The organism is Streptomyces sp. HUAS ZL42 (assembly GCF_040782645.1).
Classification (GTDB): Bacteria; Actinomycetota; Actinomycetes; order Streptomycetales; family Streptomycetaceae; genus Streptomyces.
Window position 1 is genome coordinate 502,249 of sequence record NZ_CP160403.1, and the last position, 26,135, is coordinate 528,383.

General features: G+C 70.1%; 21 protein-coding genes and 1 pseudogene. 4 read left to right on the top strand and 18 right to left on the bottom strand.

Going from position 1 to position 26,135, the window contains the following annotated elements:
• Positions 1–14: 14 nt before the first annotated feature.
• Positions 15–398 carry a hypothetical protein gene (locus tag ABZO29_RS02480; RefSeq protein WP_367318456.1) on the top strand — a complete coding sequence of 128 codons (384 nt, stop codon included), beginning with the start codon at positions 15–17 and terminating at the stop codon, positions 396–398.
• Positions 399–536: 138 nt separating this feature from the next.
• Here the strand turns inward: ABZO29_RS02480 and ABZO29_RS02485 are convergent, their stop codons facing one another.
• From ABZO29_RS02485 to solA, 14 genes and pseudogenes are all read right to left on the bottom strand, one after another.
• The gene (locus ABZO29_RS02485; RefSeq protein ID WP_367318457.1) at positions 537–890 is read right to left on the bottom strand and encodes an SDR family NAD(P)-dependent oxidoreductase; all 354 of its coding nucleotides are present in this window, start codon (positions 888–890) and stop codon (positions 537–539) included.
• 210 nt (positions 891–1,100) lie between these two features.
• Entirely contained in the window at positions 1,101–2,510 is a 1,410-nt protein-coding gene (gene aspA / locus ABZO29_RS02490; RefSeq protein ID WP_367318458.1) for an aspartate ammonia-lyase, read from the bottom strand.
• Between the two features lie 91 nt (positions 2,511–2,601).
• The gene (locus ABZO29_RS02495) at positions 2,602–3,885 is read right to left on the bottom strand and encodes an NAD(P)/FAD-dependent oxidoreductase (RefSeq protein WP_367318459.1); all 1,284 of its coding nucleotides are present in this window, start codon (positions 3,883–3,885) and stop codon (positions 2,602–2,604) included.
• Between the two features lie 50 nt (positions 3,886–3,935).
• Complete coding sequence (locus tag ABZO29_RS02500) at positions 3,936–4,607, bottom strand: haloacid dehalogenase type II (protein ID WP_367318460.1); 672 nt, start codon at positions 4,605–4,607, stop codon at positions 3,936–3,938.
• A 51-nt stretch (positions 4,608–4,658) separates the two neighbouring features.
• On the bottom strand, positions 4,659–5,597 hold the full coding sequence (locus tag ABZO29_RS02505; protein WP_367318461.1) for an aldo/keto reductase: 939 nt from the start codon (positions 5,595–5,597) through the stop codon (positions 4,659–4,661).
• On the bottom strand, positions 5,594–7,054 hold the full coding sequence (locus ABZO29_RS02510; RefSeq protein ID WP_367318462.1) for an aldehyde dehydrogenase: 1,461 nt from the start codon (positions 7,052–7,054) through the stop codon (positions 5,594–5,596). The genes ABZO29_RS02505 and ABZO29_RS02510 overlap by 4 nt, the downstream gene beginning before the upstream one ends.
• Positions 7,051–8,004, bottom strand: a complete 954-nt coding sequence (locus ABZO29_RS02515) for a succinylglutamate desuccinylase/aspartoacylase family protein (protein ID WP_367318463.1) — start codon at positions 8,002–8,004, stop codon at positions 7,051–7,053. Before ABZO29_RS02515 ends, ABZO29_RS02510 begins: the two co-directional genes overlap by 4 nt.
• 23 nt (positions 8,005–8,027) lie before the next feature.
• The gene (locus ABZO29_RS02520; protein ID WP_367318464.1) at positions 8,028–9,389 is read right to left on the bottom strand and encodes an aminotransferase class III-fold pyridoxal phosphate-dependent enzyme; all 1,362 of its coding nucleotides are present in this window, start codon (positions 9,387–9,389) and stop codon (positions 8,028–8,030) included.
• Positions 9,386–10,252, bottom strand: coding sequence for an ABC transporter permease (locus ABZO29_RS02525; protein WP_367318465.1), 867 nt, complete (start codon positions 10,250–10,252; stop codon positions 9,386–9,388). The genes ABZO29_RS02520 and ABZO29_RS02525 overlap by 4 nt, the downstream gene beginning before the upstream one ends.
• Positions 10,249–11,148, bottom strand: a complete 900-nt coding sequence (locus ABZO29_RS02530) for an ABC transporter permease (protein ID WP_367318466.1) — start codon at positions 11,146–11,148, stop codon at positions 10,249–10,251. Before ABZO29_RS02530 ends, ABZO29_RS02525 begins: the two co-directional genes overlap by 4 nt.
• A gap of 3 nt (positions 11,149–11,151) precedes the next feature.
• A pseudogene (locus tag ABZO29_RS02535) lies at positions 11,152–12,290 on the bottom strand (ABC transporter ATP-binding protein).
• Positions 12,283–13,389 (bottom strand): ABC transporter substrate-binding protein, encoded by a 1,107-nt coding sequence (locus ABZO29_RS02540; RefSeq protein WP_367318467.1) that lies wholly within the window; start codon positions 13,387–13,389, stop codon positions 12,283–12,285. Before ABZO29_RS02540 ends, ABZO29_RS02535 begins: the two are co-directional and overlap by 8 nt.
• A 79-nt stretch (positions 13,390–13,468) precedes the next feature.
• Complete coding sequence (locus ABZO29_RS02545; protein ID WP_367318468.1) at positions 13,469–14,530, bottom strand: succinylglutamate desuccinylase/aspartoacylase family protein; 1,062 nt, start codon at positions 14,528–14,530, stop codon at positions 13,469–13,471.
• Between the two features lie 2 nt (positions 14,531–14,532).
• A complete protein-coding gene (solA, locus tag ABZO29_RS02550) occupies positions 14,533–15,672 on the bottom strand; it encodes an N-methyl-L-tryptophan oxidase (protein WP_367318469.1) in 1,140 nt (379 codons plus the stop codon).
• Positions 15,673–15,954: 282 nt separating this feature from the next.
• On the opposite strand from solA, the gene ABZO29_RS02555 reads away from it, so the two are divergent.
• Together ABZO29_RS02555 and ABZO29_RS02560 are read left to right on the top strand one after the other, a co-directional pair.
• Positions 15,955–16,701: an IclR family transcriptional regulator gene (locus ABZO29_RS02555; protein ID WP_367326031.1), complete on the top strand. Its 747-nt coding sequence runs from the start codon at positions 15,955–15,957 to the stop codon at positions 16,699–16,701.
• Positions 16,702–17,067: 366 nt separating this feature from the next.
• On the top strand, positions 17,068–17,841 hold the full coding sequence (locus tag ABZO29_RS02560; RefSeq protein ID WP_367326032.1) for an IclR family transcriptional regulator: 774 nt from the start codon (positions 17,068–17,070) through the stop codon (positions 17,839–17,841).
• An 8-nt stretch (positions 17,842–17,849) separates the two neighbouring features.
• On the opposite strand, the gene ABZO29_RS02565 is transcribed toward ABZO29_RS02560, so the two are convergent.
• The 4 genes from ABZO29_RS02565 to ABZO29_RS02580 form a co-directional block, all read right to left on the bottom strand.
• Positions 17,850–18,203: a cupin domain-containing protein gene (locus ABZO29_RS02565; protein ID WP_367318470.1), complete on the bottom strand. Its 354-nt coding sequence runs from the start codon at positions 18,201–18,203 to the stop codon at positions 17,850–17,852.
• Between the two features lie 211 nt (positions 18,204–18,414).
• On the bottom strand, positions 18,415–19,854 hold the full coding sequence (locus ABZO29_RS02570) for an NAD-dependent succinate-semialdehyde dehydrogenase (RefSeq protein ID WP_367318471.1): 1,440 nt from the start codon (positions 19,852–19,854) through the stop codon (positions 18,415–18,417).
• Complete coding sequence (locus tag ABZO29_RS02575) at positions 19,851–22,745, bottom strand: FAD-binding and (Fe-S)-binding domain-containing protein (RefSeq protein WP_367318472.1); 2,895 nt, start codon at positions 22,743–22,745, stop codon at positions 19,851–19,853. The genes ABZO29_RS02570 and ABZO29_RS02575 overlap by 4 nt, the downstream gene beginning before the upstream one ends.
• Positions 22,742–24,010, bottom strand: coding sequence for an aspartate aminotransferase family protein (locus ABZO29_RS02580; protein ID WP_367318473.1), 1,269 nt, complete (start codon positions 24,008–24,010; stop codon positions 22,742–22,744). The genes ABZO29_RS02575 and ABZO29_RS02580 overlap by 4 nt, the downstream gene beginning before the upstream one ends.
• 246 nt (positions 24,011–24,256) lie before the next feature.
• On the opposite strand from ABZO29_RS02580, the gene ABZO29_RS02585 reads away from it, so the two are divergent.
• On the top strand, positions 24,257–25,882 hold the full coding sequence (locus tag ABZO29_RS02585; protein ID WP_367318474.1) for a PucR family transcriptional regulator: 1,626 nt from the start codon (positions 24,257–24,259) through the stop codon (positions 25,880–25,882).
• Positions 25,883–26,135 lie beyond the last annotated feature (253 nt).

Consider the following 26,135-nt stretch of genomic DNA (forward strand, 5'->3'; position numbering starts at 1 on the left):
TCTCGGTCAGCGAATTGATCACCCGTCAGAGCGCCGACCGCAGTGTCATCGACACCATGCTGCTGGAACGGCTCTACGACGCCGGCCGATACTTCCTCATCAGCTCCAGCGGCGTCCTGCCGCCCCGGCTCACCGGCATCTGGACGGGCGCCTGGAACGGTGCCTGGGCCGACGACTTCACCACCGACGCCAACGTCAACCTCCAGGTCGCGGGCGGCAACATCCTCGACACCACCGACGTCATGGAGGGCTACTTCAACCTGATCCTGGACCAGCTCGACGACTGGCGCACCAACGCCACCAACCTCAACGGCGCCCGCGGCATCCTCGTCCCGCACCGACGGACGAGGTCACCGGCGACCAGGCCTTCCTGCGCGACAGGCTCGGTCCCGCCCTGATGGAACAGGCCCTGTTCTACGAGGACTTCCTCACCCGCACGGACACGAGCGGCAAGGCGGTCTTCCTGCCGTCCTTCTCCATGGAGAACTCACCCGGCAACACCGGCGTCTACTTCTCGATCAACGCCACCGGCGACATCATGGCCGGCAAGCACGCCCTGCAGGCCGCGATCGACGCAGCCAACGTCCTCGGTGTCGAACAGGGCAGCGGCCAGGGCGTCGCATCGGCGTCACGGCCAGGCCCGGCGCCACCACGTTGACGCGGAGGTTGCGGGACGCCCACTCGACGGCAGCGCCGCGCGCGAGCGCGATGAGGCCGCCCTTGGCGGCTGAGTACAGGGTCTGGTTCGGCATGCCGACCATGCCGAGGCGCGAGCTCACGCACACCATCGACGCTCCCTGCTCGGGAGCCAGCGGCATCAGGTGCTTCATGACCAGGAACGAGCTCAGCAGGTTGCTGTGCAGCACGTCGCGTGCGTCGTCGTCGGTCATGTCCGTGAGCGGGCCGGACGCTGGAGCCCATGGCAGAGGACGACCACTCCGACGTCGCTCAGGTGGTGCCGCCCGGGCGCCGAGCTCGGCGACGAAGTTCTCGTCGTTCAGGTCCCCCGCGAGGTAGAGATCGTCCGGATGGTATTCGGGCAGCTCAGGCCGCCGTCCGGTGAGCAGGAGGTTGGCGCCCTCCGTACCCTCGGGGCCCCGTCACGCCAGTACCTGGCCGCTGCCCGCGACGACCTCGGGCCGCAGCAGGTCAGCGAGGGTATCGGCGGGCAACAGGCCCTTCTCCAGGACGAGTTCGGCCACCCCCCGGCCGGTGACGAGGGCCTCCTTGGCGATGTCGGTGGCGGCCGTGTAGCCGATGTGCGGGTTGAGGGCGGTGACCAGGCCGATGGAGTTCTCCACGGTCCTGCGCAGCGCCCCGGTGTTGGCGGTGATGCCGCTCACGCAGCGCTCGGCGAGGGTCAGGCACGCCGCCCGGAGATGCGTGATGCTCTCCGACAGGGAGTGCAGGATGATCGGCTCGAAGGCGTTGAGCTGGAGCTGCCCGGCCTCGGCGGCCATGGTGATGGTGACGTCGTTGCCGATCACCTCGAAGGCGACCTGGTTGACGACCTCGGGGATCACCGGGTTGACCTTGCCCGGCATGATGCTCGAACCGGCCTGCACCGGCGGCAGGTTGATCTCACCAAGACCCGCACGCGGCCCCGACGACAGCAGGCGCAGATCGTTGCAGCTCTTGGACAGCTTCACGGCAATCCGCTTGAGCACACCCGACACTTGCACGAACGCGCCGCAGTCCTGGGTCGCCTCGACCAGGTTGGCGGCGGTCACCAGCGGAAGTCCGGTGATCCCGGCGAGGTGGCGGCGGGCCGACTCGGCGTATCCGGCGGGGGCGTTGAGGCCGGTGCCGATCGCCGTGGCACCCAGGTTGATCTCATGGATCAGCTCGACGGCCTCGGCAAGACGGGACCGGTCCTCGTCGATCATGACGGCGTACGAGGAGAACTCCTGACCCAGCGTCATCGGCACGGCGTCCTGCAACTGCGTGCGGCCCATCTTGAGCACACTGCGGAACTCGACGGCCTTGCGGGCGAAGGAGTCCTGCAGGACGGACATCGCCTTGAGCAGTCCCCGTACCGCGAACACCGTCGCGATCTTGACGGCGGTCGGGTACACGTCGTTGGTGGACTGGGAGAGGTTGACGTCCTCGTTGGGGTGCAGGAACCGGTACTCGCCCCTGTCGTGGCCCAGCAACTCCAACGCCCGGTTGGCGACGACCTCGTTGGCGTTCATGTTGGTCGAGGTGCCGGCACCTCCCTGGATCACGTCGACGACGAACTGCTCGTGCAGCTTGCCGGAGCGGATCTCCCGGCACGCGGCGACGATCGCGGCCGCCTTCTCCGGCTCCAGCAGACCGAGTTCCTCGTTCGCGAGGGCGGCGGCCTCCTTCACGGCCGCAAGGGCGTCGACCAGATGCGGGTAGGCGGAGATCGGGGTGCCCGTGATCGGGAAGTTCTCCGTGGCACGCAGGGTGTGAACACCCCAGTACGCCTCGGCGGGAACATCCCGGGCGCCGAGAAGATCGTGCTCACTGCGGGTGACGGCGGTCATGGGTGTACTGCCTTCTCTCAGGGGGCATCGCGGGGGCCTCCCGCACCACTGTGCGAAAGGCCCCCGCTGTGTCACTGGTGTCGGCGCCTGCTCAGAGCAGGCGGTCCTTCGCCTTGTAGTAGGCGCCGCCGAACGGCAGGAACCAAGCGGTGCCGTTGTAGAAGGGGACGGGCACCTTCGGGAAGCCGAAGCCGCGCATCGGGTTGGCCTCGGGCTTGCCGTCCATCATCTCGGCGACCGCGCGGCCCATGTACGTGGCCATCTGGACGCCGTGTCCGCAGTAACCCATGGAGTAGTACAGGCCGTTGACCTCTCCCGCGTGCGGAATGCGGTCCCAGGACATGCCGACCATGCCGCCCCAGACGTAGTCGATCCGCGTCCCGGCCAGCTGCGGGAAGATCTCGGTCATCTCCCGCTTGAGGATGTCGCCGCTCTTGACGTCGGAGGCCGGGTTGGAGGGGGCGAAGCGGGCCCGGCCGCCGAAGGCGAGGCGGTTGTCCGGGGTGAGGCGGACGTAGTGGCCGACATTCTTGTGGGCGACCATCAGGCGGCCGTTCGGGATGAGCTCCTTGGCGCGCGCCTCCCCCAGCGGCTCGGTGACGATGATGAAGCTGCCGACGTTGATCAGCCGCTTCCGGAACCACGGCATCGACTTGTCGGTGTAGGCGTCGGTCGCCGCCATGACCTGCTTGGCACGGATGGTGCCGTGCAGGGTCTCCACCAGGAAGCCGCCGTCAGAGAGGCGGGTGAGGCCGGTGGCGGCGTTGCGCTCGTGGATCTCGGCGCCGGTACGCTCGGCGGCGTCTGCCAGGCCGCCGACGAACTTGCCCACGTGCAGGCCCGCGCTGAGCGGGTCGAGCAGGGCGCCGTAGTAGTAGTCCGAGCCGAGCTCGGCCCGCAGTTCGCTCTTGCTCAGGACGACCGTCTCGTGGCCGAAGTTCTCGGCCAGGTCCCGCTGCTTGGCCTCCAGGCCCTTGAAGTGGTGGGGCTTGCAGACCAAGCCGAGGCGCCCGGACCGGTTGAAGTCGCAGTCGATCTGCTCCTTCCGCGTGAGGTTCTCGACGACGTCGACCGCCTCGCGGAAGGCGTTGTACAGCTCGAGTGCGCGCTCCTGGCCGTAGCGCTTGCGCGCCTCGGCGGGGCTGATGGTGATGCCCTGGGTGCACATGCTGCCGTTGCGCCCGGAGGCGCCCGAGCCGACCTTGTCCTTCTCGACGAGAACGACCCGGGCACCCTTGCGGGCGGTGTGGTAGGCGGTGGACAGGCCGGTGAGACCGCCGCCGATCACCACCACGTCCGCCTCGTCGGGCAGGTCCTTTCCGGAACGGTCGGGCAGGGCGGGAGCTGTGTCCAGCCAGTAGGGGATCTGCTTCATGGCGTGCGTCCTCTGTGTTTCTCAGTCCTGTGTCGCCGTTGCGCCGTTGGTCAGCAGCCGAGGAGCTTCGGCAGGCCCGACAGGTCGGGCAGCTCGTCGTAGGGCTGGTAGTCGGCGCTGCCCGGGTGGCCGTAGCGGTTGATCCACACCCGGCGCTTCAGGCCGAGGTCGCGGGTCGGGATGTGGTCGTACTCCCAGCCCTGGGCGACGTGGATGACCTGCGAGGGCTCGACGCCCATGGTCCTGAAGGCGTGCTTGAAGGTCTGGCGGTCCGGCTTGTAGGCGCCGGCCTGCTGGGCGGTGATGACGTAGTCGAACTCGACGCCGATGTTCTCGACGTTCCGCGCGATCAGGTTGTCGTCGGTGTTGGAGATGATGGCGATCTCGTACCTGCTCTTCAGCGCGCGCAGCGCGTCCGGGACCTCGGGGAAGGGACCGAAGGTGGGGACGGCGTCCACGAGGGCGTCGCCGTCGGACTCGCGGTACTCCAGACCGTGCAGGCGCATGGCGTTCTTCAGGCTGGAGGGCAGGACCTCGTGGTAGGGACGGTATGCCTCCAGGACGGCCTGGAAGCGCATCACACGGAAGTCATCGAGGAACTCATCGACGTCCAGGTTGTCCAGGTCCAGCCGGCCGGAGTCGGAAAGGATCTTCAGGGTGGTGGGGCCGAGCTGGAAGTCGACCAGGGTTCCATAGGCGTCGAAGGTGACGATCTCTCGCATGGTGTTCAGCCTCGATCTCGCGGGTTTACGGATTTTCCAGGGGGTGGGGTTTCAGACGACGCGCTCGCCGGGGGCGACGATCGCGTCAAGCACGGCCAGGTCGGCCGGGCTCGGTATCCAGTCGGCCGCCGCCGCGTTGGCGGTGACCTGCTCGGGGGTCATGGCGCCGCAGATGACGGAGCCGACGGCGGGCAGGGCCGCCAGTGCGCCCACCGCGACCTGGAGGAGGGTCAGGCCGCGTTCGGCGCCGTACGCGGTGAGCGCCTCGACCCTGTCGAGGGCCGCGTCGGTGAGCCAGCCCTGCCGCCAGGACAGGCGGCTGCCGGGCGGGGGCTCCTCGCCTCGGCGGTACTTGCCGCTGAGCAGGCCGTTGGCCAGCGGGTAGTACGGCAGCAGGCCGAGGCCGTGGTGCAGGCAGGCCGGGATCAGGTCCGTTTCCGCACCGCGGTCGAGCAGGTGGTAGCGCGCCTGGGTGGACACGAAGGCGTCCGTGACCTGCTCGGCCGGGAGGTTGGAGCAACCGATGTATCGGATCTTGCCCTCGTCGACCAGCTCCTGGAGCGCGGCTACCGTCTCCTCCAACGGCGTGACGCCGTCCGGCTCGTGGTACTGGTACAGGTCGATCCGGTCGGTGCCGAGCCGGCTGAGCGATGCCTCGACCGCGTACCGGAGGTAGGCGCGGGCCCCGCGCGGACCGTACAGGTCGGCGTTCCGGTCCATCTCCATGCCGAACTTGGTGGCCACCACCACGTCGTCGCGGCGGCCTTTGAGCGCGGCCCCGAGAAGCCGTTCGCCGTCGCCGCGGGAGCCGCCCCGTTCGCCGGACCCGCCGTACATGTCGGCGGTGTCGAACAGGGTGATCCCGGCGTCGAGGGCGGCGTGGACCACGGCCTTCGTGCCGTCCTCGTCGAGGCGGCTGCCGAAGTTGTTGCCGCCCACGCCGACCACCGAGACGGTCGGGCCGCGCTCTCCGAGCGAGCGGTATCTCATGACCGGTTTCCGAATCCGATGCAGACGTTCTTGGTCTGCAGGTAGCTGGCGAGGCCCTCGAGGCCCTTCTCCCGGCCCCAGCCGCTGTGCTTGTAGCCACCGAAGGGGAGCTCCACGCCGGTGCCGATGCCGGTGGCGTTGACATAGACCTGGCCGGCGCGGATGCCCTCGGCCATACGCATCGCCTTGTCGATGTCGCGGGTCCACACGTACGAGGCGAGGCCGTACGGACTGTCGTTGGCGATCTCCAGCGCCTCGGCCGCGTCGTCGAACTCGATGACCGTGACGACGGGACCGAAGATCTCCTCGCGGGCGCAACGGGCCTGGTTGTCCAGTCCGGTCAGGACGGTCGGCTCGACGTAGTAGCCGTCGGCCAGCTCGGGGTCCGAGGGAGCGCGTCCGCCGGCCCGTGCCACGGCGCCTTCCTGCCGCGCCAGCTCCAGGTAGCCGAGGACCCGGTCGCGCTGTCGTGCGGCAACCAGCGGGCCGACGTCCGGGTCGGTGAGACCCGGGCCGATGCGCAGGGACGCGACGTGCGCGACGAGCTTGTCCAGGAACTCCTCGGCGCCGCGCTGGAGCAGCAGCCGGGTGCCTGCGGAGCAGGTCTGCCCGGCGTTGCCGAACGCGGAGGCGGTGACCGCGCCGAGCGCCAGGTCGAAGTCGGCGTCCGCGAAGACGACGACCGGCGACTTGCCGCCCAGTTCGGTGACGGAGGGCACCACGTTGGCGGCGGCGGCCTGGGCGACCTTGATGCCGGTGGGCACGGACCCGGTGAAGGTGACCTGGTCGATGTCCGGGTGGCCGGCGAGGGCGGCGCCGGTCTCACCGTCACCGGGGACGACGTTCAGCACGCCCGGCGGAAGTCCGCACTCCAGGGCGATCCTGCCGATCTCCAGCGGGGTGAGCGGCGCCTCGGGTGAGGGCTTGACCACCACCGTGCAGCCTGCGGCCAGCGCCGGGGCGGAGCCCCTCGCGGTGTTCTGGAGCGGGTAGTTGAACGGGATGATCTGGCCGGAGACGCCTATCGGCTCCCGGACGGTGTAGTCGATCAGGCCGGGGCCGAGTGGGATCGTCGAGCCGCCGAGCTTGTCGGCGACGCCTGCGTAGAACTCGAAGTAGCGGGCGGCCGCCTCGACATCGGCCTTCGCCTGGCGCAGCGGCTTGCCGACGTCCTGGCTCTCCAGGCGGGCCAGCCTTTCTCCCTGGTAGCGGATGGCCTCCGCGATCCGGAACAGGATGCGCCCCCGATCGGCGGCACGCATCCCGGCCCACTCGGGAGCGGTGAAGGCAGCGCGCGCTGCGGCCACCGCCTTGTCCACGTCCGCCTTTCCGGCCAGCGCCACCTGGGCGATGGCCGTGCCGTTCGACGGGTCGAGGACGGTGAAGGAGCAACCGTCGGCGGCCGGGATCTGCTTGCCGTCGATCAGCAGCTCGGTCAGCTGCAGTTCTCCACTCATGGCCGGATCTCCCCCAGCACCTCGCCGAAGATGACGACCTCGTCGCCCGGGCGGACCGTGCGGATCCGGCGGACCCAGAGCACGATGCCGTCCTGCGGCGCGCTGACCTCTTCCAGCGTGTTGCCGTAGTGGTCGGTGATGGTGGCGATCAGGTCGCCTTCCTTGCAGGTCTCCCCCGGCTCGGCGCGGGCGACGAAGAAGCCACCGGCGGCGGAGCGGGCGAACGTGCCGGAGACGGTCGTGTAGGTGTCCCGCAGCTCCGCCTCGCCGTCGATCATGCCGAGGCAGCGCAGGATGTTGCGGATCGACTTCATGTGGTGCTCGACGTTGGTCTCGCGGTATGTGGCGCCGCCGCACTCGATGGTGATGGCGGGCTTGCCGGCTTCGAGGACGGGGTGGCGGACCGTGCCGCCCCACTTGCCGCCCTTCCACACCAGCTCGTGCCCGGCGGCCAGGGCCAGGTCGGTGGCCAGGTTCTCGTAACCACCCTGGAGGATGACCAGCGGGGCGATCTCACCGTAGGCGCCACCGGTGTGCAGGTCGACCACGGCGTCGACGGCCGGCACGACCTGCTCGACGAAGGTGGCGGCCAGACGCTGCGAGTACGAGCCCTCGGCGTCACCCGGGAAGATGCGGTTGAGGTTGAGGTGGTCGATGCCGCTCGCGCGGGCGGCCGCCTCGAAGGCCGGAGTGTTCAGGCAGGGGATGCCGACGACGGTGCCCCGCAGGGTGGCAGGGTCGATCTCGGCGAGGACGCGCCGGATGGCCTCCTGGCCGTCGTACTCGTCGCCGTGCACGCCCGCGTCCACACACAGGACCGGGCCGTCCTGTGCGCCGTTGACGACGATCAGCGGAATTCCGAGCTCCACGCCGTAGCTGCTGGTACCGACTGGTATGAGGCCCTGGGCGCGCTCGCCCGGGGCAACGGTCAGCGGACCGATGGAGTACATGTGGTTCCTTCCCAAAACGTGGATCAGATGCGGGTGGATGCCTCGGCGAGGATGCCCGCGATGATCGCGGCGATACGGTCGAGGACGGCGCGGTCGCTGATCAGCGGGGGCGCGATCTGGACCAGGGGCGCGGAGCGGTCGTAGACGCGGGCCAGCAGGCCGGCCTCGCGCAGTCGGCGCGGGATCAGGTCGCCGATCAGATCGGCTCGGGCCGTGGCGCTGAAACCGCCGTCGTCGAGGTCGCCGACGAGTTCGCAGGAGTAGAAGAACCCGGTGCCGCGGACATCGCCGACGATAGGCAGGTCCTTGAGCGCCGCCATGCGCTTCGCCAGGTCGGCCTGGAGACCGCGGACGTTGTCCAGGATCCGGTCCCGCTCCATGATCTCGAGGTTGCGCAGGGCGATGGCCGTGCTCAGCGGGTGCCCGGCGAAGGTGTAGCCGTGGTTGAGGACCGCGCCGGGCCGGTTGATGACCTCGGTGACCTTGGTACTGACCAGGGTCGCGCCCAGGGGGGCGTATCCGGCGGTGATTCCCTTGGCGACGGTGACCATGTCCGGGCGGGCCCCGTAGCGGTCCCCGCCGAACCACTCTCCGACCCGTCCGAAGGCCGTGATGACCTCGTCGGCGACGAGCAGGAAGCCGTACCGGTCGGCAAGCGCCCGCAACCCCTGCCAGTAACCCTTGGGCGGGGTGATGCAGCCGCCCCGGTTCTGCACCGGCTCGGCGATGAGCATCGCGACGGTCTCCGGGCCCTCGGTCAGGATCGTGGCCTCCAGCTCGGCGAGCAGCCACGCCGTGAACACCTCGTCGTCCGCGAACTCCGGTGCGAGGCCGAGGCGGTTGGTGTTCGACACGAACCGGGTGTCGATCGCCGGCGGACCGTACGGCTCCGTCAGGCCGGGGTCGTCGGTGAGCGAGAGCGCGCCGACGGTCAGCCCGTGGTAGGCCCCGCGCCGGGCGATCGCCTTGGTGCGGCCCGGCTCACCGCGCAGGGCATGGTAGCGGCGGGCCAACTTCCAGGCGGTCTCGACGGCTTCGGCACCGCCACTCGAGAAGAAGGTGTGCTCGATGTCGACGGGGGCGATCCGGGACAACCGCTCGGCGAGTTCGATGGCCGAGGGGTGCGCGGAGCCGGTCCACAGTGGGCTGTAGCACAGCTCGCGCAGTTGCCGTTCGGCTGCCTCGGCGAACTCGGGGCCGTAGGAGTAGCCGAGCTGGCAGCAGTACAGCCCTGACAGACCGTCGATGTAACGTCTGCCTTCCGCGTCATCGACGTACGGGCCCTCGCCGCGGCGGACGACGAACAGTTCCTGACCCGGTATCGCGAGCGAGCCGTTGTCGGTCATGTTCAGCAGCAGGTGCCGCTGAGCGGTGGCGGCGATCATACGGCGTCGCCTCCGGGGGCGGCGACGCCGACCGTGTTCTCGACCGAGAGCAGGGAGTCCTGGCGTCCGGAGCCGAGCCAGCGCACCAGGGCGACCAGGCCGAGGGCGAGGATCGCGAAGGCGATGAGGATCGCGCTGACCGCGGTCACGCTGGGGTCGATCTCGAAGGTGAGGGAGTTGTAGACCTGCACGGGCAGGGTGACGGTGTCGACGGAGGAGAGGAACTGGGAGATGTAGAACTCGTCGAAGCTGGTGATGAAGGAGAAGATCGCGGCTGCGATCATTCCCGGCGCGGCGAGGGGGAAGGTGATCCGCCGGGCGATGGTCAGGCGGCCGGCGCCCATGCTGGCCGCGGCGTCCTCGAGGCGTTCGTCGATCCCGCGCAGGGTCGCGATCAGGATCAGCACCGCGATCGGCGAGGCCAGCACGGTGTGCCCCAGGGCGATGGCGATCGGGCTGCCCAGCATCGCGGCCGGCTCGAAGAGCAGGAACAGACCGAGTGCGGTGACGATCTGCGGGATGACCAGCGGTCCGAGGACCAGGGCGAAGACCGCCGAGCGCAGCGGGAGTTGACTTCGCGTCAGGGCGGTCGCCGCGGTCACGCCGATGATCAGCGAGAAGAGGGTGCTCAGGGCGGCGACCAGGGCGCTCAGTGACAGCGCGGCCGGCCACTTGCTGCCGTCGGCGAACAGCGCCTTGTACCAGTTCAGCGTCCACACCTGGGGCGGGAACTGTGCGAAGGCGTTGCTGCTGAAGGAGGTGACGACGATGACGACGATCGGCAGGGCCAGGAACAGCAGGATCACGGTGGCGACTACGGTCAGGGCGATCCGCCCGGCGAGGGTCTTGTGCAGCTCCATCATGACGCGCTCCTCTTCTTACGGCTGGCGCCGAGCGAGGTCACGGCCTTGACCAGGAGCAGTCCGGCGAGGGTGAGCAGCAGCAGGATGACGCCCTGAGCGGCGGCCCCGTTCCACTGGTTGTCCTTGGTCACCTGCTGGTTGATGAGGGTGGCGATCATCGTCTGCTTGGGTCCGCCCATCAGGGCCGGGGTGATGTAGTAGCCCAGCGACAGGATGAAGCTGAGCAGTCCGGCGCTGGCCAGCCCTGGGGCGACCAGCGGCAGATACACCCGGCGGAAGATGGTCACCCGGCCGGCGCCCAGGCTGGCCGCGGCCGCGAGCAGGCGTCGGTCCACCCCGCGCATCACCCCGTACAGCAGCAGCACGGTGTAGGGCAGCATCATGGAGGTGGTGCCGATGACCACGCCCAGCTCGTTGTAGAGCAGCTGGTACGGCGCTCCGGGCATCTTGAGGTCGGCCAGGGTCTGGTTCACCAGGCCCTTGTCGCCGAGCATGATGATCCAGCCGTAGGTGCGCACCAGGGCGCTGATGAAGTGCGGCACGACCACGACCAGCATCGCCAGGCCGGCCCACAGGGGCTTGAGCCGGGAGATCGCCTGGGCCAGCAGAAACCCGAAGACCAGGCTCAACAGCGCGGTTTCCGCGGAGATGCGCAGCGTGGTGAACAGCACCGACAGGTTCACGCCGGTCAGTGCGTCGGCGTACCAGTGCAGGGTGAACGATCCGTCGGCGTTCTTCAGGCTGAGCAGCAGCGTGGAGAAGATCGGGTAGACGAACAGCATCAGCAGGTAGACGACGACCGGCAGTGCGTAGAGGATCCCGACCCGCGTCCTGCGCGAGGCCAGAAGCTTGCGGGGGCGGGCGGGGGCAGGAGCCCCCGTGAGGGTGGCGGCCATGGCTCACCCCGCCTGTTCGGTGGGGAAAAGGTTGATGTCGTCGGGGTCGGCGGTGATCCCGACCCGCTCGCCGGCGACGGGGCCCCGGCCGGCCGGAACCTCCAGGCGCAGCAGCGGCGCCTCCTTACCGTCCATGCGTACGCCCGCGCGGACCAGGGTGCCCACGTACGTGGCGGTCTCCACCGTGCCGGTACAGAAGCCGTCGTCGGTGGCACAGGCCCGCAGTCGGCCCGGCTGGACGGCGACCTTGACCTGGGTGCCGGAGGCGAGGTCGTGGCGGCGTGCCTTCAGCAGGCCACCACTCCTGTCGAGGCGGACCAGGGTGTGTTCGCCGTCGTGCTGCTCGATGCGGCCGGGCAGGAAGTTGGCCGCGCCCAGGAAGTCCGCGACGAAGGGCGTCCTCGGACGCTCGAACAACTCCCTCGGCGTGTCGAACTGCTCGATCAGACCGTTGCGCATCACCGCGATACGGTCCGACATGACCAGCGCTTCCTCCTGATCGTGCGTCACATAGATGACGGTCAGACCGAGTTCCTGCTGGATGGTCTTGATCTCGACCTGGAGCTGGTCGCGCAGCTTCTTGTCCAATGCGCCCAGCGGCTCGTCCATCAGGATGACCGGCGGGCGGTAGACCAGCGCCCGGCACAGGGCGACACGCTGCTGCTGACCACCGGACAGCTCACGCGGCTTGCGCCCGCCGAACCCGGACAGGCCCGCGATCTCCAGCGTCTCCCCCACCCGGCGGCGGATCTCGTCCTTGCCCACCCCGCGCAGGGTGAGCGGGAAGGCGACGTTCTCACTGACCGTCATGTGCGGGAACAGCAGGTACTGCTGGAAGACGAAACCCAGGCCCCGCTTCTGCGGCGCCAGCCGGGTGACGTCCCGGCCGCCGACCGTGATGGTGCCGGAGTCGGGTTCGCAGAACCCGGCGATCATCATCAGGGTCGTGGTCTTGCCCGACCCCGAGGAGCCGAGGAAGGTGACGAACTCCCCGCCGCGATCTCCATGGACGCCTCGTCGACGGCGACGACGTCGCCGTAGGTCTTGCGCAGAGCCACCACCGACAGCGCCTTGCCGGTCGCGGTGGCCGGCTTGCCGCCGGCCACCTCGACGGACGGTGTGGCGACACCGAATTCAGCCACGAGCCCACTCCAGCCAGCGCTTGGTGACGGCCGCTTCGTTCTTCAGCCACCAGTCGACATCCGCATCGAAACCCTTGTCGTAGTACTGCGGCGCACCGGCGAGCGCGTTGCGCTGGTCCTCGGTGAGCTTGGCGTAGGCCACCGGCGACGACGGGTTCGAGGGGAAGGCCTTCGCCAGATTCGCCTGGCTCTCCGCCCGCAGGGAGAAGTCCATCAGCTGGTAGGCGTTGTCCACGTTGGCCGCGCCCTTGGCGATGGCATAACCCGAGAACTGACGGCGCATACCGTTCAGCTGCCGCTCCACCGGCACACCCTGCTTCTGCAGATCGGCGAGCCGGCCGTCCCAGACGGTGGACATGGTCACCTCCTGGCGGCTCAGCAGCACGCCCGGCAGCGGGCCGCTGTCCCAGAACTTCTTGATGTCGGGCCGCAGCCGGGTCAGCACCTTGAAAGCCCGGTCCACATCCAGCGGGTACAGCTTGTCCATGGCAACGCCGTCGGCCAGCAGCGCAAACTCCAGCTCCGGCAGGTCACCGTCCGGGTGGACCATCGCCCGGTCACCCTTGAACGCCTTGGTGTCCCAGAAGTCCGCCCACGACTGCGGCTTCTTGCCGCCGAACGCATCCGTACGGTAGGCGATGCACTGACCGTAGAAGCTGTGGCCGATGGCATGCCGGGTGATCTGGTTCTCGGGGATCTGCGCGCTCTTCAGGCTCTTGAACCGGTCGGGATCCAGCGTCTCCAGGGCGTTCTGCGCCACGTACTTCAGGTGGGACATCATCGAGTTGTTGATGAGGTCGCACTGCGGACGGCCCTGCTTGATCTGCGCCAGCAGCGGAGCATCGTCCAGGTTGAGCACCTTGACGGAGATCCCGGTCTCCTGCGTGAACGGCGTGTAGATCGCCTTCTGGAGGGCCGCGCCGTAGGAACCGCCACTGTCGCGGACGACCACCGTCTTGGAGCCCTTGCCACCGCTGCCCGCGACGGACCGGCTGGTGCCGGTACCGCAGGCGCTGAGGGCGGTCGCGGCGGCGACACCCGCCGTGACCCCGCCTATTCCTCGCAGGAACAGTCTGCGGTCTATTCGGGCATCTTTCATGGTGTGCCTCCTGGGTGGTGCCGGCCGTGAGAACGGGAGCGGCTGGGGATGTGGAAGGGGGGCGGCTGGATAGGGGGGTCTAGGGGCGGGGATCCGCCTCGTCGGATCCGGCGCCCAGACCGGGGGTCCGGAGGGTGTCGGCTCGCGCGGCCGTGTCGGGGTCCCACGGGACGGCGAGGGCGGCGAGTTCGGTGCCGGGGGCGACGGTGAGGCCGTGCATGCCGTAGAAGATCCGTCCGTCGGCCGGGGCGTGGACGGTGTACTCCGTGCCGTCGGTCGGGTCGACGATGCGGCCGAGGAGGTCGCCCTCGGCGACTTCGCCGATGACGTCGGCGTCGAAGGAGAACTCCGGGTACCACAGGCCGGTGGCCTCGGCGGTGACGCCGGCGGACCAGACCCATGCGCGGATCGGCGCCGGGGCGGAACCGTCCTGGTCGAGGACGCCCAGATGGCGAAGTGCCTTCAGCAGGCCGTCGACGCGGCGGAGGGCAGTGGCCTCGTCCCGCTGGCCGAGCTGGCCCACCTCGACGAGGACCGCCGAGACGCCCCGGCGGGCGGCGGCCGCGTGGCTGTTGCCGCCGTCTGCGTTCAGTCCGAGGATGACGTCCTCGATGCCGAAGGAGCCTGCCAGTTCGGCCGTCGCCTTGTCCAGGTCCGGGTCACCGGTGAGGCGGTAGCCGACGAAGTCACGCAGGACCTGGTCGATGCCGCCGCAGTGCAGGTCGACGTAGACGTCGGCGGCGTCGACCAGGTGGGCGAAGAGCCAGGCCGCCAGCCGCTCGGTGGGGCCGCCGTCCGGGTCGCCGGGGAAGACGCGGTTGAGGTTCACGCCGTCGACCGGGGAGATGTTGAGCCGACCCTGGTACACGGCGGGAGGGTTGGCGACCGGACAGATGATCACCTGTCCGTGCACCTCGGCGGGTTCCAGCCCGTCCGCCAGTCGCACTACGGCGTCGATGGGCGGGAACTCGCCGCCGTGCACACCCGCGGTGATGACGACCCGGGGGCCGGGGCGGGTCCCGTTGACGAGGGTCAGCGGGATGTCCACGGTGAGGGTGCCGAGGTCCGCCTGGACCGTGCCGCGGACCTTGGTGCCGGGCCGGGCCTCCAGGGAGCCGACGGAGAGGGTGGCGTCGTTCATGGTCATGCCTCCGTACGGCCGACGGTGGAGAGGAAGTCGATGGGCTGGGGCGAGGCGCCGTCCAGCGCAAGGTCGGCGGCGATGTCACCGAAGGCGGGCGCGAGCTTGAAGCCGTGGCCGGAGAAGCCGGCGAGGAGGATGACGTTCTCGGCGCCGGGCAGCGGGCCGACCAGGGGGCGGCTGCTCTCGGTGTAGCCCTCCATGTAGACGGAGAGGCGGGTCGGGTCCGGGTGCAGGTCGGGCAGGTAACGCCCGATCAGCTCGGAGAAGACCTCCAGTTCGTCCGGCCGCACGGTGCGGTCCAGCTGGTTGGGGTCGCCGGCGAGCCGGTGCAGCGCGCGGGACAGTCCGAGCTTGACCGAGATGCCGTCCGGGGAGGGCAGGCCGTAGCAGTGGGTGGGTGCCGTACGGATGAACGCCGGGCGCTCCTCGCCGAACCAGGCGTCGGGGTCGGTGGGCACGTACCAGGCGCTGACGAGGCGGCGGACCTCCACCTCCCACGGCAGGTCGGGCAGCAGGTCGTTGACCCAGGGGCCCGGCGTGACGACGGCGGTGTCGAAGCGTTCGCTGCCGGAGTCGGTGCGGATCTCCACGCCGTCGCCGACGGGGACGATCTCGCGGACCGTGCTGTAGCGGTGGATCACGGCGCCCAGCTGCTCGGCGCGGCGGGCGGCGGTCTGGATCGTCAGCTCCGGGCGGATGAACCCGGCTCGGCGGTCGAGAACGGCCGCGTCGCCGTCCTCGATGCGGTACTGCGGGAAGCGCTTGGCGAGCGTCTCGGCGTCCAGCACCTCGTGGTCGAGGTCGTGGTCGGCGATGGACTGAAGGACGGTGGCCATCTGGTGGTGGTCGGTCGGCCCCATGAGCAGGCACCCGGTCAGGCGGCGCAGCTCGCGGCCGGTCTCCTGCTGGAGCTCCTCCCAGAGGGAGTCGGCGTGCTTGAGCAGCGGGACGTACCGGGAGTCCTCGAAGTGTGCGCTGCGGAAGATCCGGGTCTCACCGCCGGCGGCACTGCGGTCGTGGCCGGGGGCGAACCGGTCGTATCCGACGACCTCGGCGCCGCGGGCCGCCAGCCGCCAGGCGGCCTGGCTGCCCATCGTTCCGACGCCGACCACCGCGACGCGCTTCCTGGCAGCTGACACAGGGCTTTCCTTTCGTATCGCCGAGGCGCATGCTGGGCCCTCGGCGCGAGGCTGTTCGATTCGAGATGATTTGGGCGGGAGCCAGGCCCTTCTTGTGGACCTGCGGCTCTCTGACCGCCGCGTCTCGCAGTCCGGCTCACTTCGGGGGATCTCTCGGAGGGCCGTGCCACTATGTGGAATGCTGTGCTAGAATCTGGCACAGAGAATGTCAGCGGCCCAGAGGGGAGTCAAGAGGGTGTCCAGCAGAAATTTTCGGGATTAACAGGGGGAAACCGGATGGAAATGAAGAGCGTCACCAGGTCGCTGCGGATCCTGGAGGCGGTCGCCCAGCATCAACCCGTGACCGTGGGTGAGTTGACGAAGCTCTTCGGGCTGCCGAAGTCCACCGTGCAGCGCACTCTGGTCACACTGGCGCAGGCCGGCTGGCTGCGCGCCAACCGCAAGGACACCACCCGCTGGGAGATCGGCGCCCGCGTCCTGGCCGTACGACCGGCCGCCCTGCAGGGCTCCAGCCTGTTCGCCGCCGCACGTGAACCCATGATCCGCCTGCGGGACGCGGTGAACGAGACCATCCATCTGTCGGTACCGGACGCCCTGCAGTGCATGGTCGTGGTGGACCGCGTCGACTGCGACCAGGCGGTACGCACCTTCCACACCATCGGCGACACCTCGCCTCTGCACGCCACCGCCGTCGGACGCGCCATCCTCACCCACCTTCCGAGGCGCGACGTCGAAGAACTCATCACGGCGGGACTGGAGCGGTTCAGCGACACGACACCCGTCGAGCCCGACGAGCTGCGCGCCGAGCTGGACCGGATTCGCACCTGCGGCTATGCGGTCAACCGCAACCAGTACCGGCCGGGGGTCTGCGCCGTCGCCGCGGCCGTGCTCGACGAGGACGGCACCCCCCTGGCAGCCGTGGCCGTCTCCATGCCAGAGGCACGGTACGACGATGAAAGTGCACCCAAGTGGGGCCGCCTCGTCGCCGACACAGCCGCGGAGATCTCACAGCGCCGCCTGGGCGCCTGAACGGCAGACGACGGCCCGCAAGCCGTCGACCGAGGGCCGGCTCGCACGCGTCAGCGCGCGAGCCGGCCCTTCTGCTTCGCGTCGCCGCCGCCACCGCCCTGCGCCCGGCCGGGGGGAGGGCCGGACACAGGGCGGCAGCACCACGCGGCACGGCAGGCCTGGTCAAGGCCCTACCGCCGTCCATCGCCGCGGGGAATCGGGACTCCCGGGCACTTCAAGGCCGGTCCGCTTGGCGGCCGAATGCGAGCACGTGCCACATTGTGGCATAGTATGCTGGAATTCGGCACGGTCGCTGACCGTGACTTCGCGCTGAAGTCAAGAAGTGAGAACCAGGAATCCACAGGTCTGAGGGGGCATCGAATGGAATTGAAGAGCGTCACCAGATCGCTACGGGTGCTGGAGGCGGTCGCCCGACATCAACCAGTAACTCTCGGGGAGTTGACGAAGATTTTCGGGCTGCCGAAGTCCACCGTGCAGCGCACCCTGGTCACACTCAACGAGGCGGGCTGGCTGCGGGCGAACCGCAAGGACACCACCCGCTGGGAGATCGGCGCCCGCGTGCTGGCCGTACGGCCGGCCGCCCTGCAGGGCTCCAGCCTGTTCGCCGCCGCACGTGAACCCATGATCCGGCTCCGCGACGCACTGAACGAGACCATCCACCTGTCCGTGCCGGACGCCCTGCACGGCATGGTCGTCGTCGACCGCGTCGACTGCGACCACGCGGTACGCACCTTCCACGCCATCGGCGACACCTCACCCCTGCATGCCACCGCCGCCGGGAACGCCGTCCTCGCCCATCTGGGGAAGTCCGAGATAGACGAGGTCACCGCGGGGACGCTGGAGGGTTACGGCGAAGAGACCATCACCGACCCCGGGCAACTGCGCGCGGAGCTCCACCGAGTGAGAGAGCGTGGCTACGCCGTCAACCACAACCAGTACCTTCAGGGTGTCTGCGCCATCGCGGCACCCGTGCTCGACGGTGAGGGCACACCGCTCGCTGCCGTGGCCGTCTCCCTGCCCGACTCCCGCTTCGAGCCCGGCCGGCTGCCCGAGCTGGGTCGGCTGGTCGCCGAGACGGCGGCGGAGATCACCGCCCGGCACCTGCCTGACGCCGGTCCCGGCGGCTCTGTGCGCGGTTGAGCAACGAGTCACTTCACGATCACGTAGATCTTGCGCACGGTTTCGACGGTCTTCCAGACACCGACGAAGCCCGGCTTCATCACAAAGCTGTCACCCGCCTTGTAGACCACCGGCTCGCCACCCTCCGGCGTGAGTTCGACGATGCCGGCGAGGATATGGCAGAACTCGAAGGTCTCCCCCTTGATCGAGCGCGTCTCGCCGGGCGTCGCCTCCCAGACTCCCGTATGGATCATCTCCCCGCGGGCGACGTCCTGGGGCCAGGTCAGGAACGCGGGGTCGCCGGAAACCAGACGTTCCGGGAGCGGGCCGGACGTGTGCGGCGCGAAGGAGGGGTTGGTGTCGATGGTCTTCAGGAGCGACATGTTTTTCCTTTCCTGGGCTCGAGAAGTTGGCAGGCGCGGCCCCGGTCGAACCATGGGCCTGGGCAGGAGACTCTGATGGAGGCGCCGGTTGCCGAGGCCGTCGCAGAGGAGAGGTCACGGGCCGTCCCGCCGTGCCCGGCGGCGTGGAAACCGGGCACGGGGGCGACCCGTCACGGTGCGCGATGCGGGGCAGTCAGGGCATGACCACCCTTCATCGCACGGGCACCGCGAGGTACTGGTACTCCAGGAACTCGTCGATTCCGACCCGGCCGCCCTCGCGGCCGAGCCCGGACTGCTTGACGCCGCCGAAGGGTGCGGCCGGGTTGGACACGAGACCCGTGTTCAGCCCCACCATGCCCACCTCCAGCCGCTCGCTGACGCGCAGGGCGCGGTCGAGGCCCTCGGTGAAGACGTAGCCGACCAGGCCCCAGGGGGTGTCGTTGGCCCGGCGGATCACCTCGTCCTCGTCGTCGAAGGTGAGGATCGCCGCGACCGGGCCGAAGATCTCCGTGTCCATCAGCCGGCTTGCGGGATCGACGCCGGCCAGCACGGTCGGCGGGTAGAAGCAGCCGGGGCCTTCGGGGGTCCTGCCGCCGACGAGCACCCGGGCCCCGCGCTCCACCGCGTCGGCCACCAGTTCCTCCACCTTGGCGCGTCCCGTCCTGTCGATCAGAGGGCCGACGTCGACGCCTTCCCGGGTGCCGGGGCCCACGACGAGCGCACCCATCCGCTCGGCCAGGCGACGCCCGAACTCCTCCGCCACCGAACGGTGTACGAAGAACCGGTTTGCGGCCGTACACGCCTCGCCCATGTTGCGCATCTTGGCGACCATCGCACCGTCCACCGCCTTGTCCAGGTCGGCGTCCTCGAAGACGACGAACGGTGCGTTGCCGCCCAGCTCCATCGACGTCCGGACCACGGCCTGAGCGCTCTGGGCCAGCAGCAGCTGCCCGACGGCCGTGGAACCGGTGAAGGACAGCTTGCGAATCCGCCCGCCGCGCAGGAGCGGTTCGCACACCTCCCCCGCACGGGAGGTAGTGACGACGTTCAGCACGCCGTCCGGCAGCCCGGCCTCCTTGAGGATCGCGGCGAGAGCCAGGCTGGACAGAGGAGTCTGCGGGGCGGGCTTGAGCACCATCGTGCAGCCGGCGGCGACAGCCGGGCCGATCTTGCGGGTGCCCATGGCCAGCGGGAAGTTCCACGGGGTGATCAGCAGGCAGGGGCCGACCGGGCGGCGCGAGAGCAGCATGCGGTTGCGGCCGTCGGGCAGAGTGCCGAGGCCGCCGTCGATGCGGACGGCCTCCTCGGAGAACCAGCGGAAGAACTCGGCCGCGTACGCCACCTCTCCCCTGGCCTCGGCCAGCGGCTTGCCCATCTCGGCCGTCATCAGATGGGCGAGCTCGTCGGTGCGCTCGATGATGATCTCGTAGGCACGGCGCAGGATCTCGCTGCGCACCCGGGGCGCCGTACGCGCCCACTCCTCCTGCGCCCGCACGGCCGCTTCCTCTGCGAGCCCCGCGTCCTTCGGGCCCGCGTCGGCCACGTGGCAGAGGACCTCGCCGGTGGCAGGGTCGTCGACGGGCAGGGTGGCACCGTCCGAGGCGTCCACCCAGGCGCCACCGATGAACAACTGCGTGGGTGTGTCGGTCATGAGTTCTCTCCTGGTTGTCCGGGTCGGTCGGCGGCGGGGTCGAGCAGTTCGGCGAGGTGCAGGGCGCGGACGCCCCGGTCCCCGGCCAGGTGGTCGATCTGGGTGGCGCAGCTGAAGCCGTCGGCCACGACGACAACCGATGTCCGTGGGTCGATGCCGTCGAGGCGTGGCCTCAGGGCGAGGTCGGCGACGGCGATCGAGGTGTCGTAGTGCTGTTCCTCGAAGCCGAAGTTGCCGGCGAGTCCGCAGCAGCCCTCGGCCTCGTCGACCTTCCGTACGCCGAGGCGGCCGAGCAGGTCGCGCGGGTGGCGGCCCTTGAAGGTGGCGTACTCGTGGCAGTGCGTCTGCAGCACGACGTTGTCCGGCAGCTCCGGTGGCGCCCAGCCGGGTGCGGCGAGGTCGGTCAGGGCTCCGGTGAGGGTGTGGACGCGGGCCGCGACGCGCCGGGCGGCGTCGGTGCCGAGGAGTTCGGGCACGTCACGCTTGAGCGCTGCGGCGCAGCTCGGTTCGGCCACGACGATGGGCCGGTCGTCGCCGTTGTCCAGGCGGTCGACCGTGCGGGCCATGATGCGGCGCGCGCGGGACAGCTGTCCGGTGCTCACCCAGGTCAGGCCACAGCACAGGTCGTCCTCCACCATGCAGGGCAGGCCGGCGTCGGCGAGTACGCGGCTCACCGCCCCGGCCACCTCGGGGCGGAAGGCGCGGGTGAAGCTGTCCACGAACAGCACCGCCTTCGCCGGTTCGCCGGTCCTCGCCGTGCGCAGGGCCCGGCGCAGCGCCTGCCGGGAGGCGAAGGCGGGGATCCGGCGTTTGGTGGTCACGCCGCCGAGGCGCGCGAGCAGCTTCCCGAGGGGTCCGCGCAGCAGCGCGTTCACGGGGCGGGCCGCGTACCCGACGAGCTTGGACGTCAGGGGCAGCCAGCCCAGGGAGTAGTGGGAGCGGGGTCTGACTCTGCCCTTGTAGTGCTGGTGCAGGAACTCCGCCTTGTACGTGGCCATGTCGACGCCGACCGGACAGTCGCTGGAGCAGGCCCTGCAGGACAGGCACAGGTCGAGGGCGTCACGCACCTCCGTGGAGCGCCAGCCGTCCTGGACGGTTCCGCCCCGCACCATCTCCTGGAGCAGACGGGCCCGGCCCCGCGTCGAGTCGTTCTCCTCCCCCGTGGCCCGGTAACTGGGACACATCACGCCGCCGGCGTCACTGCGGCAGCGGCCGACACCGACGCAGCGGCGTACCGCTCCCACGAAGCCGTCCTCGTCGTGGGGAAAGGTGAACGTCGTGTCCACGAGCGGGAGTTCACGCAGGGCGAGGTCGGCGTCGAGCGGCGCCGGGTCGACGATGACGCCGGGGTTGAGCAGCCCCTCCGGGTCGAAGATCTCCTTGAACTCGGCGAAGGCCCGGATCAGCCGCCGGCTGTACATGACCTCGAGCAGTTCGCCCCGGGCCCGCCCGTCGCCGTGCTCGCCCGACAGGCTTCCGCCATGCTCGACGACCAGGGCGGCGGCCTCCGTCAGGAACCGGCGGGTGGCGTCCCGCCCGATATCCGTGGCGAGGTCGAAGTCGATGCGCACGTGGACGCATCCGGCGCCGAAGTGCCCGTACAGCACGCCGGTCAGGCCGTGCGCGGCCAGCAGCTTGCGGAAGTCGCGCAGGTAGGCGGCCAGGTTCTCGGGCGCGACGGCCGCGTCCTCCCAACCGGGCCAGGACTCCGAGCCGTCGACGAGCCGGGCGGCGAGCCCGGCCCCGTCCTCGCGGACCCGCCACAGCGAGCGCCGTTCGGCCGGACTGTGCACGACCCGCCCACCGGTCATCCGGCCCTGCGCTTTGAGCGCGTCCAGCAGTTCGCCGGCGCGGGCGTCGACGTCCGCCTGGTCGTCGCCGTCGAGCTCGACGTACAGCCAGGCACGCCCCTCGGGGAGTCCGGTGACGGAGTCCGGGCCCCGCCGGGCACGCATGGTGGCGACGATCGCCTCGTCCATGCCCTCCACGGCGGCGGGGTGCCGGCGCAGGATCTCGGGGACGTCCTCGGCGGCGTCGACGACGTCGTCGTAGCCGAGGGTGAGGAGGGTGGAAGCCTGTGCGGTCGCCACCAGGCGGACCGTCGCTGCGGTGACGACCGCACAGGAGCCCTCGGTGCCCACCAGCGCGCGAGCCATGTCGAAGCCGTGCTCGGGCAGCAGGTGGTGCAGCTGGTAGCCGGAGACCTGGCGCGGTACCCGGCCCAGCTCGGTACGGATCGTGGCCAGATTGCCGTCGATCAGGCGGCGCACGTCCGCTTCCAGACCGGCGATCCGCTGGACGGCGTCCGTGTCGTCCGGGTCGGCGGCCCGCAGTCCGGTGCGGTCGGCGACGGCCCGCACGCCGTCGGCGGTCACGATCTCCAGCACCTCGATGTGCGCGCTGGTGCGCCCGTGCCGCACGGACCGGTTGCCGCACGCGTCGTTGCCGATCATGCCGCCGAGGGTGCAGCGGCTGTGCGAGGACGGGTCGGGACCGAAGGTCAGCCCGTGCAGGGCGGCAGCGGACCGCAGCGCGTCCAGGATCACTCCGGCCTCGACGCGCGCGGTGCGGGCCACCGGGTCGATGTCCAGGATCCGGTTCATGTACCGGGAGAAGTCCAGCACGACGCCGGGCCCGACGGCATTGCCCGCCATGCTGGTGCCGCCGCCGCGTGCGGTGACCGGGATACCTGTCTCCCGGCATGCCCACAGCACCGCGACGACGTCGTCGGCGCTGCGAGGGAAGACCACGGCCCGCGGCGGGACCCGGTAGTTGGAGGCGTCGTAGGCGTAGAGGCCGGTGGATCCGGGGCCGGTCTCCACTCGGAGGCCGGGAGCGGTCTCGGCGAGCCGTACGACCAGCGGCTCCAGGGCCGTGGTGGTGTCCGTCATCGCCGTGCCGCTCCGGATGTGCCGACCTCCACCGAGGTCGCCCACGCCTGGAGGCCTTCGTCCACCGCAGCCTCGTCGATGACGAGCGCGGGAATCATGCGGACGACCTGGTTCCATGCGCCGCACAGCAGCAGGAGCAGACCCTCGTCGACAGCGGCGCGCTGGACGCGGGCTGCGGTCTCGGGGTCGGGGCTGCCGTCCTCGGTGACGAACTCGGTGGCCAGCATCAGGCCCAGTCCCCGTACGTCGCCGATGGCCGGCGTACGGTCGGCCACCGCCTCCAGGCCCTGGCGCAGACGCTTGCCCATCGCCTCGGCGTTGTCGACGAGTTTCTCGTCTCGTACGACGTCGAGGGTGGCGCAGGCCGCGGCGCAGGCGACGGCGTTGGCCCCGTACGTGCCGCCCTGCGAGCCCGGCCACGCCTTGGTCATCAGCTCCTCGGAGGCGGCGATGCCCGACAGCGGGAATCCGCTGGCGAGGCCCTTCGCGGTGACCAGGATGTCCGGGGTGACGCCGAAGTGCTCGAGCCCCCAGAACCGTCCGGTGCGGCCGACGCCGGTCTGCACCTCGTCGAGGATCAGCAGGAAGCCGTGGCGGTCCGCCCGCTCCCGCAGACCCTCCAGGAAGCCGCGGGTGGCCGGCACGTAGCCGCCCTCGCCGAGCACCGGTTCGACGATGATCGCGGCCGTGTCGGCGGGCGAGGAGATCGTCTGGAGCGTGTAGTCGAGCTCCTTCAGGGCGAATCGGGTCGCGCTCTCCTCGTCCCAGCCGTAGCGGTAGGCCGACGGGAACGGGGTGACGACCACACCACTCATCAGCGGGGAGAACCCTGACCGGAAACGGGTGCCGGAAGTCGTCATGGAGGCGGCGGCCACGGTACGGCCATGGAAACCGCCGTGACAGACGAGGACGTTGGGACGGCCGGTGGCCTGACGGGCCAGCCGGAGCGCGGCCTCCACCGCCTCGCTGCCGGAGTTGGTGAAGAACAGGCTGTCCAGGCCGGCCGGCAGTACCTCGCCGAGCTTGTCGACCAGCCGCTGCAGCGGCTGGTGCATGACCGTCGTGTACTGACCGTGGACCAGCGTGCCCACCTGCTCCTGCGCCGCCGCCACCACCTTCGGGTGGCAGTGCCCGGTGCTGGTGACGCCGATGCCGGCGGTGAAGTCCAGATAGCGGCGGCCGTCCTCGCCGTAGAGGTGGACGCCCTCACCCCGGGCCGCCACCACGGGCGTGGCCTGGCGAAGATGCGGCGACAGTGCGGTCATGTTCGTCTCCCGGCGTGGGTCGTCGGTCTGCTGCGGTCTCCCGAGCATCTCCGCACGGCAGGGCGGCGCCAACGCGCGATCTGTCCGGCCGGGACGCGACATCCGGACGTTGTGTCAACCGCCCGGGACCGTCCGGGTGCCGATCCCCGCCGGACCGCTCTTGCACCGGTCAGCGACGCTTGTCACAGTGGCCGGGCACTCCCCCGGGCTTGCACCGCTCGAGCAGGGGACCTCCATGGAGACTCCGTGAACGACAACCACCCCGCAGGCCAGGGGCCCGCCCGGCCCCTCACCGTTGCCGACGTCCTGGACCTTCCGGTCCTGGCCGCCGGACAGCCCCAGATCGTCACCGGCGTGCCCCACCTGGACCGGCCGGTCAGGTGGGTCCACATCACCGAACTGACCGACCCCGCGTCCTTCCTCAAGGGCGGCGAACTCGTCCTCACCACGGGAATGCCCCTGCCCGAGGACGCGGCCGGCGTGCGCCGATACGTCGACGAACTCGCCGACATCGGAGCCGCGGCCCTGGTCATCGAACTCGTACGCCGCTATCACCGCCCGCCGGCCGCGCTCGTCGACGCCTGCCGCCTGCGTGACCTGCCCCTCGTCACCCTGGCCAAGGACGTCAACTTCCTCGAGGTCACCCAGGTCGTGCACGCGCTCCTGCTCGGCAACCAGGCGGACGCGATGCGCCGCACCCAGCACATCCACGAGGCGTTCACCGCCCTCACACTGCGCGGTGCGTCACCGGAGGACGTGGTGCGAGCGGCGGCGGAGATGAGCGGCCGCACGATCGTTCTGGAGAACCTGGTACACCAGGCACTGATCTGCGAACCCTCGGGAAGCACAGTGGAAGAGGCACTCGCCCGCTGGGAACAGCGCTCCCGAGCGGCCGCGCCCGGCGACCACACGGCGATACGCGGCCCGGAAGGCTGGCTCACCGCACCCGTCGAGTACCAGGGCGAGCGCTGGGGCCGGGTGGCCATGCTCCCGGCACGCACCGATGGTCCGGCCTTCGGGCCGGAGGACATCACCGTCCTGGAGAGAACGGCGATGGCCCTGACCGTCGCCCGCCTCATCCACCCCACCCCCTGGGAACGCGCCGCACACCGAAACGCCCTTCGCGACCTGGTCGAACAGCGCCACCGCTCCCCAGCAGACGCCGGCAGCCGCTGCGCCGCACTGGGCCTGCCGACCGATCGAAGCCGCTTCGTCGTGACCCTCGTCGACCTCCCCGCAGGGATTGAGGGAAGCGAGGCCGAGACCCGCATGTTCCATGAGCTGCGGACGGCCGGCATCCCGGCCCTTGTGGGTGAACTGGCCCCCGACCGCCTCGGCATCCTGCTGGCCCTGCGCCCCTCGCAACCGTGGCGCCCCATTGTCGAACGCGTGTGCAGCGCCGCGCGGGACCTGGCCCCGCAAGCAGTCGTGAGCGTCGGCTCGGAGGTCACGAACCTCGCCGGCACCGCCCGCTCCTTCCGCGAGGCGGCCCGCGTCGCCGAGGCCACCCCACCCGGCCAGCCCCTCCCCCCGGACCGCTCCTTCCACGAGCTGTCCGACATCGGCCTCCGCCGCCTGCTCTACGCCCTCCGCGAGGACACCCGGATCCAGGAGTACACCGAACACCGGCTTGGGCGGCTCATCGACCACGACACCCAGCACGGCACCGACCTGCTGACGACCCTTCGCCACTACCTCGACGCGGCCGGCAACAAGACGACCGCAGCCCGCCGGGGCGGCCTCTCCCGCGAAACCATGTACCAACGCCTGCGCACCATCGAGCGTCTCCTCGACTGCGACCTCGAATCCGGCACAGAGCGCACCGAACTCCACGTGGCGCTCACGGCAGTTGATGTGCTTCGGGCCCACTGACGAGGAACGACCCTCAGTCGGCCGCCATGACGCCGAAGGGATTGTCTGAAGCGCTGAACCTGACCAAGTCGGGAAGCACAGTGACCGGCACGGTGTCGTGAGGTGAGCGCGGCCCCCGCCCTGGAAGGCTTCCGGGCGGGGGCCGCGCTCAGCCGTGGGCGAAGTCGCCGGCGCCCCGTTCACCGGACGCGGCGCGCGATGCCGGTCGCCTGCCGGCGGGCCGCCGGGCCAGGACTTGATCGGCCAACTTGTT